Genomic DNA, 13,906 nt, shown 5'->3' on the forward strand with positions numbered 1-13,906 from the left:
CGCCACCAATTTGAGTGATGATTTTTCTGATTTTGGTGGGTTACGCTGCTCCTCATTTACTCTATGCTTGCTTTGACATTATTTTTCAATATCCCCTAACGTAAGCCCTGTGTCTTCGGTACTGTATATAATGATACCTTCATCATCGATTTTATTATCCATTACCAATCTACCGATTCTATTACTGGCCTCTTGATTGCCTTGGTCGGCTGCTTTTTTGTACCATTCAAAAGCTTTATCATAATCTTGTGGTACGCCTTGACCGTTCTCGTAAAGATCACCAATATTCAGCTGTGCTACATCTAACCTTTTATCAGCAGCTTTGGTATACCACTCTAAAGCCTTATCATAGTTTTGTTTTACGCCTTTACCAAAATAATATAGCGCGCCAATATTATTTTGAGCATCAGATGATCCGTTGTCAGCTACTAATAGATACCACTCCATTGCTTTTTTATAATCCGGATCAATACCAATACCTTCATGATAAATTACGCCCATATGATGTTGAGCATCGACGTTTCCTTGGTTAGCAGCTTGTTGAAACCATTCAAGTTTTTTTAGCTCATCTTGTTCAACAGCAATACCTTCATGATACATAATACCGAGACCAAATTGAGCTTCGGCATATCCTTGATTGGCTGCTTTTTGCACCCATGCAAATGCTTTTTGATAGTCCTTTTCTACTCCCAAACCGTCATAATACATTAGACCTAAATAGTACTCAGCAGGCGCATAGCCTTGATCGGCAGCTGCTTGAAATAGCTCAAAAGCTTTGTCATCGTCTTCAGGAACAGAGTCGCCCTCGTAGTAGGCCAATCCCAGCTCGTATGTTTGTTTAGGATCATTGTGCTTTACTGATTCAGTGATATTTGAAGGTTCCGCTGAACAAGCTGAAACAGTTAGTCCAACTGATAGCGTTACCGTTATCAGTAAAGACTGAGTTAAGGTATAGATAGTTTTTTTATACATTGAAGATCCTCTAGCTCATTTATTCTACGCATATCTTTATGATTCAATTCTGTTTACGATAACTTCATTTCTCGTAGTTTGAGATGTTAGGAACACTACGCTATTATTAATTTAAATCATAGCAGGGAAGGCTGTAATCGTATTTAAGCTCTACCAGAGTACGTGTTTTGAACAAATCAATAACATAATCATTTTGCATGTCAGTCATATACATAAAAATTGTCGCTTTTTTATTACACAAGATATGAACGTACTTCGCAGTTTCTTCTGATTGACTTGCAGTTTTTGATATATACTCGTCTCTGTCGATTTCGCTTGTAATATCTACCCAGCCTTTTTTTATAAGATAGTTATATAATCTTAATAATTCATTCTTATCGTATTGAGGACTTACATATCTGGACGTATACCATACCTTCCTATTGAAGTACCTATAATCGCTTACTTTGAAGTTCATAAAGTTAGCAATACTATCAAGCTCGGATACAAGCCAGCTTTCCTTCCTAATCAATTCCTGTTGATATATTTCAAGTTCTTTATCTAGTTCTAAGTCTATAGTCCATATAAATAAAATAACAACGAAGATAATAAGTAAAATATTAGGCAATTTGTATTCCCTACCCATTATTTTCACGAATTATTTTCCTACGTATTCAATAATATTTTTTGCAGCTTTATATTTCATCTCCGTTGCTTCTTCCATATTTGTAGAGCTCTTACTAACGCCAATAGAAGAGCTATTTTTATTACCTCCAAAAGAGAGATGTTTACCTGCACTGATAACCCCTCCAGTTATTTTACCATCATGAGTGGTTTCAAAAGCAGATCACGTAGGGTGCGCCCCGCGCACCATTTAAGAATTAAATATCGAAGTTGAAAGTATATTTATAAGTAGCTTAGGGTAGGTTCATTTGCATATTTGAGTGCATTCAATTTATTGTTTGATGTTTATGCGTAGGTGCGCTGGGCGCACCCTACGAAAACTGTAGGTTATCCTGCCAATAACGCTAATCCACCCTACGCTCGCTTGTCACACTCTCGTAGAGAATGATGACAAGGCGCCACCGATTTGAATGATGACTTTTTTAATACTGGTGGGTTACGCTGCTCCTCATTTACTCTATGCTTGCTTTGATATTATTTTTCAATATCACCTAATGTGAGTCCTGTATCTTCAGTGCTATATATAACGATATCTTTATTATCGATTTTATTATTCATTACCAACCTACCAATTCTATTACTGGCCTCTTGATTACCTTGATCAGCGGCTTTTTCGTACCATTCAAAAGCTTCGTCATAGTCTTGTGGGACGCCATAACCGTTTTCGTAGAGACCACCAATATTAAGTTGTGCCACATCTACTCCTTGATCGGCGGCCTTTTTGTACCATACAAAAGCTTCATCGTAGTCTTGTGGAACGCCTTGACCGTTCTCGTAAAGACCACCAAGATTAAATTGTGCGAGTCCCACATTCTGTTTAGCAGCTTTTTTGTACCATTCAAAAGCTTTACCGTAATCTTGTGGTACGCCTCTACCAAAGTAGTACATTGTGCCAATGTTGTTTTGAGCATCAAGAGATCCATTATCAGCTGCTAATAAATACCATTGCATGGCTTTTTTATAATCCTGATCAATACCTACTCCACTTCCATACATAATACCGAGACCAAATTGAGCATCGGCATATCCTTGATTGGCCGCTTTTTGCATCCATGCAAATGCTTTTTGATAGTCCTTTTCTGCTCCCAAACCGTCATAATACATTAGACCTAAATAGTGCTCAGCAGGAGCGTAGTCTTGGTTGGCCGCTTGTTGAAATAGCTTAAATGCTTTGTCATCGTCTTCAGGAACAGAGTCGCCCTCGTAGTAGGCAAGGCCAAGCTCGTATGTTTGTTTGGGATCATTTTGCTGGACTGATTCAGGAATATTTAAAGGTTCCGCTGAACAAGCGGAAATGGTTAGGCAACTGAATAACACCGTGCTCAGTAATAGAGACTGAGTTAAAGCTTCAATTTTTTTTTGGTACATTGAAGTTCCTTTGGATAACTTAATTTTTATCTATCTTCACATCTGAATTCTAAACACAATAGTTTCAACTATTTAGTTTTATAGTACTGGCACTGTTGTACTATTCTTTATTTAGATCGTAGCAGGGTAAGTTGTAATCATACAACAGCTCTATCAAAGTACGAATATTGGACGATTCATATTCAGTATCTTTTTGCATATCTGTCATGTATAGCAGAATAGTGGCTTTGTCATTACATAAAATTCGCATATGTTCAACTGTTTCGTCAGATTTTTCTATAGTTCGAGCCATATAATCGTTTTTATCAGTTTGATTAGTTATATCTACCCAGTCTTTTCGTAGAAGATAGTCATGCAACTGCAACAGTCTATCCTTATCAAAATCGTAGCCATAATACCAAGAGTAGAACCAGACTTCGCGATTAGCGTAATCATATTCGCTCCTTCTAAAACTCATAAAATTTGCGATATTATCTAACTCGGAAAGTAGCCAGCTTTCCTTCCTAATCAATTCCTGTTGATATATTTCAAGCTCTTTATCTGGTTCTAAGTCTATAGTCCATATAAATAAAATAATAACGAAGGTAATAAGTAAAATATCAGGTAATTTGTATTCCCTACCCATTATTTTCACGAATTATTTTCCTACGTATTCAATAATATTTTTTGCAGCGTTGTATTTGAAACCTATAGCCAACTCCATATTTGTTGAACCTTTACTGGCACCAATAGAAGAGCTGTTTTTCTTACCTCCAATAGAGATGTCTTTACCTACACTACCCGTTCCAGCGGTTATTTTACCATCATGGGTAGTTTCAAAAGCAGTACTTGCAGGACCGAATTCAACCGAATAGGAGTGACCTTGACCTGATAATATAATGTCAGTGGCATCAGTTTTACTTTTGATATTGCTATTTATAATACGCCCAACTCCTATTTGTACACCGATGAAAGGTGCTTTATTAGTATTGACATTAGCGTTTGCAGCTATTGGCTCATATACTCTACCATTATGTGCATTTACAGCCATTGATGTCTCTATAGCAAAATGTTTGACGCCACCGCCGCCTGCTATATAGACGAAGTCTACGTCCGTTCTTTGTCCAAATTGCAGCATAGCGGTTGCTGCCGAAGCCCTAGTTCTTTGAGGGAAGGTTTTTATTCCTTCTTCCAAAATACCAAGAGTTATAGGAGCTATACTTCTAGGATTTTTAAAAGGATCAACCGTATTTTTAACTAACTCTTTACCTTTTGTTTGAGCACCTTCAAAATACGACGTCACCTGATTAACAAGTAGTTCGTAGGTATCTTTTCCAAGAGTAGATATCTGATTCCCAAAACCTTCTTCTTTATACCAAGTAGAATCAGCAGCTAGTAAACCACTAGGATTGTCTGCTAAATCATAACTGTCCAAATAATCACCATCACTATTAAATTCAACGACTTCAATAGCAAAATGAACCTTTTCAGGTTTTTCTTCATTCTCAGTGTTTTTTAAACTAGCAAACAAGCTTTCTGGATCAGACTTTGGAAATTGTAAAGGTGCGGGTTGTTCAAACTTTGGCTCAGGCTGCTCAACGCCGAATACTTCAAAGTCCGACTCTGCAAACGACTGCTGAATAGCAATTAGCTTTGCCCCGCAACTAGTGACATCACCTTCGCGAGCAATAGGTGCACCGTCCACGATGAATGAGGGATCGCCTGTGAGAATAGTAGTGAGTTTTTTACATTTTTTGCAGATGACTTTATCACCTTTACGCGAGACTTGGACGCCATTGTGCGTAGTATGTGGTGACCCAGTAATGACTTCACCGCCATGAGTGGTTTTTGCACCCACTGTGATATAAGCTGCCATGATATTGTCCTGAAAGTATTTTTCTAAAAACTTATTTTGCGAAGAAGTATATTGTTTATTAAACAAAGTTGCGTTTAGTTAAACAGAAAGACAAACAAATATCAATTGCATGCTAACATAATGTATTGGGTCTTGTGGCTTGTTACCAAGCTATCTATCTTTTAAATATTTAGTAGTAGCCGTAGATTTATAAAACAGAGATTAGCTCCAAAACAAACCAAAAAAAAGAGCCACCAGAATTATCCAGCAGCTCTTCTTCATACAATGTCATCAACTCAGCTATAAATTATAGCTAAGCGCTGGGCTAAAGCCGCAGCCTACAAATCAGACCAAACTATTCACTGCTTCAACCACAGCTTCGGTAGTAATACCAAACTCTTTATACAAATCACTAGCTGGGGCAGACTCGCCATAAGTGGTCATACCGATGACTTTGCCGTCAAGGCCAACGAACTTATACCAGTAGTCCACATGCGCCGCTTCCACAGCGACGCGAGCACGGATATCAGCAGGTAATACGGCTTCACGATAGCTGGCTTCTTGCTCCATGAAAATCTCCGCACACGGCATAGACACCACACGGACACCAATACCGTTTTCGCTAAGTTTTTGATGCGCTTGCATGGCAAGACCCACTTCTGAACCTGTCGCAATGATGATGGCCTTTAGCTCGCCCTGCTCTCTCGCTAGGACATAACCACCTTTAGTAATATTAGTCACTTGTTCGCTGTCACGCTGTTGATGTGGCAAGCTTTGACGACTAAAGATCAGTGCTGATGGGTTATGTTCTGATTTAATCGCTTCTATCCAAGCAGTAGCAGATTCAGTAGCATCACAAGGACGCCATGTGCGTAGATTCGGCGTGGTACGAAGGTTAGTCAATTGCTCAACCGGCTGATGCGTCGGGCCATCTTCGCCCAGACCGATAGAGTCATGGGTGTACACATGAATGATGCGCTGCTTCATGAGTGCGCCCATACGGACGGCATTACGTGCGTATTCCATAAACATCAGAAAGGTTGCCACGTAAGGGATAAAGCCGCCGTGCAAGGCGATACCATTGGCAATCGCGGTCATACCAAATTCACGCACACCGTAGTAAATATAGTTACCATCGGCGTCAGTCTCGATACCTTTTGCGCCATTGAACAAGGTCAGGTTTGAACCTGCCAGATCGGCAGAGCCGCCCATGAGTTCAGGCAGTAGTGGCTGCAAAGTATTAATCGCATTTTGGCTGGCTTTACGGCTAGCGACATCGCCGCCCTGCTCTTGAGTTTGCTGGATATAATCTTGCGCTTGGCTTGCAAAATCAGCTGGCAACTCGCCATTCAGACGACGCAATAACTCTTCTGCTAATTCTGGGTAGGCTTTTTTATAAGCTTTAAAGTCAGCTTCCCAGTTCTTTTGAAGCGTATCACCTTTAGCTTTACCGTCCCATGCTTGATAGATTTCATCATCTAATTCAAATGGCGCATGTTTCCAAGCCAGCTCATCACGAGTTAGAGCAATCTCGTCGTCACCTAATGGCGCACCGTGGCTGGAGGCTTTACCTTGTTTATTTGGACTACCGACACCGATAATGGTTTTACAAATGATTAGACTTGGTTTGCTAGTCTCTTTGATCGCTTGTTCGGTGGCTTTAGTGATCGCATCGGTATCATGACCATCAACATTAATCACCTGCCAGCCGTACGCTTCAAAACGCTTTTGGGTATCATCGGTGAACCAGCCTTCGACGTCACCATCAATAGAGATGCCATTGTCATCATAGAAAAAGACTAATTTGCCAAGTCCTAACGTGCCAGCGAGTGAGCAAACTTCATGGCTAATACCTTCCATTAGGCAACCGTCACCTAAGAAAGCGTAAGTATGGTGATCAACGATATTATGTCCGTCACGGTTAAACTGCGCAGCCAAAGTCTTCTCAGCAATAGCAAAACCAACGGCGTTAGCGATACCTTGCCCTAGTGGACCCGTAGTAGTTTCAACCCCGTCAGTATAGCCATATTCTGGATGCCCGGGGGTTTTTGAATGCAACTGACGAAAGCCCTTTAAGTCATCAACGCTAACGTTATAGCCTGACAAGTGCAGTAGTGAATAAATCAGCATCGAGCCATGACCGTTTGATAAAACAAAACGATCCCGGTTGTGCCAGTTAGGATCAGCTGGGTTATGCTTCAAAAATTTACGCCATAACACTTCGGCAATATCAGCCATGCCCATCGGTGCACCGGGGTGACCTGAGTTGGCTTTTTGCACCGCATCAAAAGACAATACACGGATGGCATTGGCAAGTTTACGTTCGCTAATTGGAGCTGGCATAGAATGTCCTAGTATTGAGGATAAGAGGAAAAAGTATTCGAAAACAACTTTCTAAAAGCTTGTTAGATAGTATTATTTAAAAACTTAGAAATAAAAATAGAGAGATAAAAAACTAGTAAAGCTATAAAATGGTGTAAAAACTTATGAATACAGCTATAAAGGCGCAACAGCCACTTTCAAAATATAAGCTAAAAATTCAAGCTACAATATTAACATAATTGACTATAGTCACGCTAAGAAATGGCGTGGCTATAGCGTTTGTATTTGGCAATGACTTATATTGGTTTTCTTAAACCATAAGAATAAAATCTATTTTGACTGCAATGCATGATAAATAGTCAATTGTAGATAACCATAAGTTAGGCTAAGCCCTATTATCTTTAAGCGGAAATAGTCTCTGCCCCGCCCATAAACGGACGCAATACTTCTGGAATAGTAATGCTGCCATCAGCGTTTTGATGGTTTTCCATTAGCGCAAGCAGGGTACGTCCAACTGCCAAACCTGAACCGTTTAGAGTATGCGCAAGAGCCGTTTGCTTGCCGTCTTTCACCCGAGTGCCCATACGGCGGGCTTGGAAGTCGCCACAGTTTGAACAGCTAGAGATCTCGCGGTAAGTATCTTGGCTCGGTAACCAAACCTCGATATCATAAGTCTTTTGGGCGGCAAAACCCATATCACCTGTACAAAGCTTCATCACCCGATACGGCAAATTAAGCTGCTGCAAGATATCTTCAGCCTGTGCGGTCATCGCCTCAAGCAATTCTTCCGACTGCTCAGATGTCGCAATATTGACCATTTCGACCTTTTCAAATTGATGCTGACGGATGAGACCACGGGTATCACGACCGTGCGAACCGGCTTCACTACGAAAACACGGCGTATGCGCGGTAAACTTCAAAGGCAACGCTTTGATATCTAAGCGCTCACCTCGTACCAAGTTAGTCATTGGCACCTCAGCGGTTGGAATCAAGTAGAAGTCAGTGCCTTCGTTATTGGTATGATTGGTCAATTTAAACAAATCATCTTCGAACTTTGGCAACTGACCAGTACCGGTTAAGCTCTCGCTATTGACGATATAAGGCATATAAGTCTCAAGATAGCCGTACTTATTAGTATGAGTATTCAGCATGAACTGAATCAATGCCCGATGCAGCTGCGCCAATTGACCTTTAAGCACATTAAAGCGGCTACCCGTAAGCTTTGCAGCAGCTTCAAAATCAAGCATACCCAAAGTTTCACCAATATGCGTATGGTCTTGGATCTCAAAATCAAACTCACGTGGATTACCCCAGCGGCGCATCTCAATGTTATCTTCCTCTGAGCTGCCAACAGGTACGTCTGCTTCTGGAATATTAGGAATTTGCAAAGCGGCTTGGTTAATACGTTCCTGTAAAGTGCGTAGCTCCTCTTCAGCGGTTTTGATTTCACCGCTCACACTTTGCATCTGTGCTAATAACTCACTAGCATCTTCGCCTGCCTTTTTTAGCGCACCGACTTGCTTCGCTCCGGCATTACGCTGCGATTGCAGTTCTTCAGTCTTTACTTGGAGGGATTTACGCTCATTCTCGATAGTCTGCCAAAACTCCATATCCAGCGTGTAACCACGAGTGGCCAGTTGCTGTTGTAAGTCGTTTAAGTTACCGCGTAAGAGTTTAGGGTCAATCATAATATTAGCCTATAACGCTGAGAGTGAATAATAAGTTAGAAAATAATCTATAAAATATGAATAAAACAACTGCAATGAAAAGAGAGAAATAAATTAGTGGTTATGATACCAAGACCCAGCAGATTTGACTACTTTGACGGTGCTTTCAAGCATCAGCGTAAGCGTTAGCATGGTAATTATGTTTCTTTTAACCCCACTTTTCGGTAAGATAAGCGCAGGTGATAGGTTATCTTGCTTAACGCTACATTATTAGCGTCGGCGTGGTCGCTAACACTCTAACGCCCATTGCTTTTGATAGCCATTACTTTTAGTCTAAATAGTCTAAGTATTCCAATTTAAGTACTTCAATCCGAGAAACCTTTATGGCCCTGTATCCCTATACCCTACAACCTGTTGCGCTAGATCTCACTGAAGCTGAATTTCAGCAAGCGCAGTATGAGCTATTTACCAATGCTAGCCCTTCATACGGCTTAAAAAGCATCAAGATGAAAGAATGGATTATCATGGCGGTGGTGGTCATACTGGCGATTGCCGGATTGGTTTTTGTATCGGGATATTCAACGATTATTTTTTGGCTAATGCTGGTTTCAGTGGTTATTTACTTATTGGTACGTACTCTTGGCTTTAAATGGTATGTCAAAAAAGAGTTTGAAAAACAAGTCGCCGCCCAAGAAATGCCTGACGAGATGCGCCAAATGAAGCTCGGAGTGCAAAAGCATGGTTTAGTTATGGCTATGCCGGTTAATCAGCCCGATCTTATGCAGAACCCACAAATGCGCGGTATGCAAATGCGTGCAGGCTCAACCCAACAAGCAGTCATTCCTTGGAGCGCGGTCAAAAGCTGGGATGAGACTGATGATTATATTTTCATGATGTTTGAGATGAAAGGTCAACAAGGCAGCCAAATTATACCCAAACGCTTGCAGACGCAAAAGTTCCCTATCGATACCGTACGTCAACATTTGCAAGAAGTAGTGCCTGTCCGCGGCCTTCAAACCGAGCATATACAGCCGCTAGCATAGTCCTTACTTACGCCTACTTTACAAACGTTAGTTTTGCGAAATAGATTGTATATGTTTATTTAATCAATTTAACTTATAGACCTGAATTTGCTATTATAGCAGTCATAGGTAGAAGGACAGAGCAGAAGAAAAATAAAATCGTAGCTCTCGCATAGTATGCATAAGTAAAATGCGTAAGTTTTGTTAACTTTATGAGTCTAAAAGCTCCAATATATTAACGAGCATAGTAATAGCTTAGATGACTTGCTACACTCTTATTCTTCTACAAATAGTCTTTACATTCACACTCAAACTATAAGGATAATATTTATGAGTAATACTAATAATACTACTAACCAGATCGGTCTAGAAAAAGCGGATATGAGCGCAGTCATTGATAAACTTAACGACTTACTATCAAGTTATCATATCTTTTATATTAACGTACGTGGCTATCATTGGAACGTAAAAGGCGAACACTTCTTCTCGCTACATGAGCAATTTGAAGATTTGTATACCAATTTGCAGGTTGAAATCGATGAAATTGCCGAGCGTATCCTGACTTTAGGTGGTACGCCACTGCATGCTTATAGCGACTTTGCGCAGCATACCAGTATTAAAGAAGATAAAGATGTTCATGATGGCAATGCTTGTGTAAAAGGCGTAGTTAATGGTCTGCAAACTCTTATTGAAGAACAACGTGTAGTATCAGCAACCGCAGAAGAAGCCGAAGACCAAGGTTCAGCTGACTTAGTTGATGAGTACGTACAGCAGCAAGAAAAGCTGGTTTGGATGTACAATGCCTTTTTGGCATCATAAGCGCTTAAACATCTAGAAAAAATAAATTAAGTAATATAATTAGAAAAGCACCTAAATTTAGGTGCTTTTTTTATGTTCGCTTTGGATTTATTGCTGAATCCATTGACGTATTTTTTCGCGCTCAGCAGGGGTCGCTTGCAGCCATAATTGCATAAAACTATCGAGAGTGTTAGCAGACTGAGCAGCATTGGTTCTCGGTATAGCGGTATAGGTAGTAGAAGATACGGCTCCTGAATTGACATTACCTTGCGTCACTGTTGACTGGCCAGCTGGCGCTTGACCTAGCGCGGCAATAGCACGCTGGTTTTGTACTTCAGCATCACCGCCGCCACCAAACACACCACCTAATGCTTTACCTAACCCCGAGAAAATCCCGCCATCATCACCAGCGATACTCTCTTGACTAGCGACAATAGCATTGCCTTGTTGTACAGCCAAGGTTGGACGTTCAGCATACTCTTTAGCTGCCTCATATTTTTCAGGCTGATTAGGCATAGTCAAGCGGTAGGTTTGATTGTCTGCCAAGTTAGCCGCTACGCTAATGTTTCCTGAACGTAGATAATCGTGCTCATCGCGAGGTAGATTATAAAGACGATCATATTTAGCAGTAATCACGTGTTGACCTGGCTGCAAGGTAAACTGTTTAGTCAAGGGTTGAAACATACTTTGTTTAAGCTCTTGTCCATTAATAGCGGTGACCTTGATATGATCGTCAACTAGTAAAGTAACTGCAGCATGCGAGAGCATAGATACTGATCCAGCACTAGCTAATATCGCACTAATGGCTAGTTTTTTGATCGAAGAGGCGGTAATTTTCATAACGTATCCTATAAGTAATAAAAAAGGTTTGACGAGAAAGGATTAGCTTACAGCCTCTCTAAGTATTTACGATTTAAGCTTGACTACTCAGCAGCGCTCAAATTTTTAGTGGTTCAAAAATCTAGGGGCTCAAAAATCTAGGGGCATAGTATGCTGATCTTGATTAGCGACTTGATTGTCTATTTGAGTTTCTTGACTGATATCCGCAAGCTCAGCGGCTAGTGTTTGCTCATCAATAGTTCGTAGCGCATCACTAATTACCGCTTTGGAGATATTACTACGTCCAAGGTTTGAGAACATCGGCTGAATATAATTCAATACCTCCATCATCGCCCCAATACGATGGGGCCCCTCGTTAAGCAGATGATCTAAAATACGCTCATCGAACTGCCAACCGCGCCGGCGTAAGATAGATTGAAGCAATGCCTGACGATCATCAAGGTCTTTACCATTAGGTACTTTAAAGGTTGGTGCTTGTGCTAAGCGGGTCAATAGGTCAGTCAACTGAAACGGTAGCTCACTAGCTGGTTTGTTAGCAGCAAATAATAGCTGACGCTGGCCTTCTCGGCTACGATTAATCAAATGAAATAGAGCCTCTTGCCATTGAACACTCTGCTCAAGAACTTCTAAATCATCAATAGCAATGACATCAAAATTTTCAAGCGAAGACAATACATTGACATCAGTATGGATCAGCTCATTGAGTGATAAACAAATCGCCGATTTATCCATTTCAATAAAGGATTCACAAATAGCAGATAATAGATGGGATTTACCAGTGGCAGGGCTACCGAATAGGTACAGTTGACGAATCAGACCGACATGTAACTGCCGTACTGCATCGATGATTGACATCCAACCGGGGCCTGAGAAGTCACTGAGACTTGCATCATGCTTGATGTCTAGATTGAGACTTAGCTGTGCTTCTGCCATGAATCGTCAACTTATCGCATTATGCGATGGAACCTTATTAAAAACCTTAATAAAAGGTATATCGTAAAAATTGTTATAAACGCTGCGCCTATATATACCATATTTACAAAATGACTGACAAGTCTTTTACGTATTTACTCCATTAGACAGTCATTGTCATAGCTAAATATTCAATCCATCATATTATATATTTCACTGTACATTGTCATAACTCTTAAAATAGCTCTTAAACCACAGATATCCAATCCCATTACCCCTATTTTTTATCAAACAAATCTAACTGTTTGCGCCCTTTATAAAAGTCAGTAGACTGATAATAAGCATACAAGTGACGGAATAAAACGTTTAAAACTGCTGAAACTGGCAGAGCAATAAGCATACCGACAAAGCCTAATAAGCTGGCTCCTGCTAACACTGAGAAGATAACCCATAGCGGTGACAGACCAATCTTATCACCTAATAATAGAGGTTGAAGAATATAGCCTTCTGCCGCTTGACCAACCAAAAAAGCCCCTACAATTAATGACAGATAAACCCAGTCTAAGCCAAACTGAAATAAGCCTGCGACAATAGAGGCAATAAAACCCAGCCCAAAGCCTAAATAAGGTACAAAGCTCGCAATACCTGCGCCCATACCTATAATCAGCCCCAGCTCGAGCCCTATCAATTGTAATTGCACCGCATAAATTATCCCTAGCAGCACCATTACTAGCAGTTGACCTTTTACAAACTGCATCAGTGCTCGATCACACTCCTGTGCGATACCAATAACTTTCTTGCTATAAGCTTTAGGAACCGCCATCTTCCAACTGGTAATACGCTTATCCCAGTTAAATAAGAAGTAAAAAGTAAGAATGGGCACCAATACGATCAGTCCGGCACTATTAATAAAATTCATACTAGAAGTCAAAACTTGACTCATTAACGTGCTAGCATCTGAAAACCTATAATTGGTTTGCAAATAGTCAACTAAGGTTTCAGAGAATCCTTTTACTTCCAATTCCGGTAGCCGAATACGAGTATTAGTCTCAAACCAGGCTCTAGCTACTTCATTGTACCAGTCTAAAATCTGCGGTAAATACTCCCAAGCGGCTTGCAATTGTCGCCATAATGTTGGCACCAGCCACCATAATAGCATTACCATTCCGAGGGTAATCGCCGTATAAACAACGATGATAGCTATCCAGCGCCTAACATATCTTGATAGCTTTTTAACCAAAGGGTTAAATAGATAAGCAAGCACAAAGGCAACGACAAATGGAATAATGACCGGCAACATCAAATACAATAATGTCAGCGTTATCAAAAGCGCTATAACGATAAAAAAGCGCCGAAAAAAAGGATCTATGGGTTGATTGATCATTAATCATAATCCTGTGGTTAAGCTGGTTTAAGATAGTTAACTGGTTTGAGACAGATAAAATAAAGGTTATATATTATTGCAGACTATAGTAAAAAAGCAGTCTTTTTTTGTGTCTAAAATTTTT

General features: G+C 40.4%; 12 protein-coding genes. 2 read left to right on the forward strand and 10 right to left on the reverse strand.

What is annotated here, in order from left to right:
* Positions 1 to 78: 78 nt before the first annotated feature.
* The 7 genes from JMX18_RS06020 to serS all read right to left on the reverse strand — a co-directional run bounded on the left by JMX18_RS06020 (position 79) and on the right by serS (position 8,847).
* Positions 79 to 972, reverse strand: a complete 894-nt coding sequence (locus tag JMX18_RS06020; RefSeq protein ID WP_201585727.1) for a tetratricopeptide repeat protein — start codon at positions 970 to 972, stop codon at positions 79 to 81.
* Positions 973 to 1,078: 106 nt separating this feature from the next.
* Complete coding sequence (locus JMX18_RS06025; RefSeq protein WP_201585729.1) at positions 1,079 to 1,606, reverse strand: hypothetical protein; 528 nt, start codon at positions 1,604 to 1,606, stop codon at positions 1,079 to 1,081.
* A gap of 503 nt (positions 1,607 to 2,109) precedes the next feature.
* Entirely contained in the window at positions 2,110 to 3,003 is an 894-nt protein-coding gene (locus tag JMX18_RS06030) for a tetratricopeptide repeat protein (RefSeq protein WP_201585731.1), read from the reverse strand.
* A gap of 100 nt (positions 3,004 to 3,103) precedes the next feature.
* On the reverse strand, positions 3,104 to 3,637 hold the full coding sequence (locus JMX18_RS06035; protein ID WP_201585733.1) for a hypothetical protein: 534 nt from the start codon (positions 3,635 to 3,637) through the stop codon (positions 3,104 to 3,106).
* Between the two features lie 3 nt (positions 3,638 to 3,640).
* Positions 3,641 to 4,858, reverse strand: coding sequence for a PAAR domain-containing protein (locus JMX18_RS06040; RefSeq protein WP_201585735.1), 1,218 nt, complete (start codon positions 4,856 to 4,858; stop codon positions 3,641 to 3,643).
* Positions 4,859 to 5,182: 324 nt separating this feature from the next.
* Entirely contained in the window at positions 5,183 to 7,180 is a 1,998-nt protein-coding gene (gene tkt / locus JMX18_RS06045; protein ID WP_201585737.1) for a transketolase, read from the reverse strand.
* 380 nt (positions 7,181 to 7,560) lie between these two features.
* Positions 7,561 to 8,847, reverse strand: coding sequence for a serine--tRNA ligase (serS, locus tag JMX18_RS06050; RefSeq protein ID WP_201585739.1), 1,287 nt, complete (start codon positions 8,845 to 8,847; stop codon positions 7,561 to 7,563).
* 362 nt (positions 8,848 to 9,209) lie between these two features.
* Between serS and JMX18_RS06055 the strand changes: the two genes are divergently transcribed.
* A complete protein-coding gene (locus JMX18_RS06055) occupies positions 9,210 to 9,869 on the forward strand; it encodes a YcxB family protein (RefSeq protein WP_201585741.1) in 660 nt (219 codons plus the stop codon).
* Between the two features lie 309 nt (positions 9,870 to 10,178).
* On the forward strand, positions 10,179 to 10,667 hold the full coding sequence (locus tag JMX18_RS06060; protein ID WP_201585744.1) for a Dps family protein: 489 nt from the start codon (positions 10,179 to 10,181) through the stop codon (positions 10,665 to 10,667).
* Positions 10,668 to 10,754: 87 nt separating this feature from the next.
* Here the strand turns inward: JMX18_RS06060 and JMX18_RS06065 are convergent, their stop codons facing one another.
* From JMX18_RS06065 to JMX18_RS06075, 3 genes are all read right to left on the reverse strand, one after another.
* On the reverse strand, positions 10,755 to 11,486 hold the full coding sequence (locus JMX18_RS06065) for a DUF2057 family protein (protein ID WP_201585746.1): 732 nt from the start codon (positions 11,484 to 11,486) through the stop codon (positions 10,755 to 10,757).
* A 129-nt stretch (positions 11,487 to 11,615) separates the two neighbouring features.
* Entirely contained in the window at positions 11,616 to 12,419 is an 804-nt protein-coding gene (hda, locus tag JMX18_RS06070) for a DnaA regulatory inactivator Hda (RefSeq protein ID WP_201585748.1), read from the reverse strand.
* Positions 12,420 to 12,675: 256 nt separating this feature from the next.
* Positions 12,676 to 13,782, reverse strand: a complete 1,107-nt coding sequence (locus tag JMX18_RS06075; protein WP_201585750.1) for an AI-2E family transporter — start codon at positions 13,780 to 13,782, stop codon at positions 12,676 to 12,678.
* Between the last annotated feature and the right edge of the window lie 124 nt (positions 13,783 to 13,906).

The sequence above is a fragment of the Psychrobacter jeotgali genome, assembly GCF_904846315.1.
GTDB classification, from domain to species: Bacteria; Pseudomonadota; Gammaproteobacteria; order Pseudomonadales; family Moraxellaceae; genus Psychrobacter; species Psychrobacter jeotgali.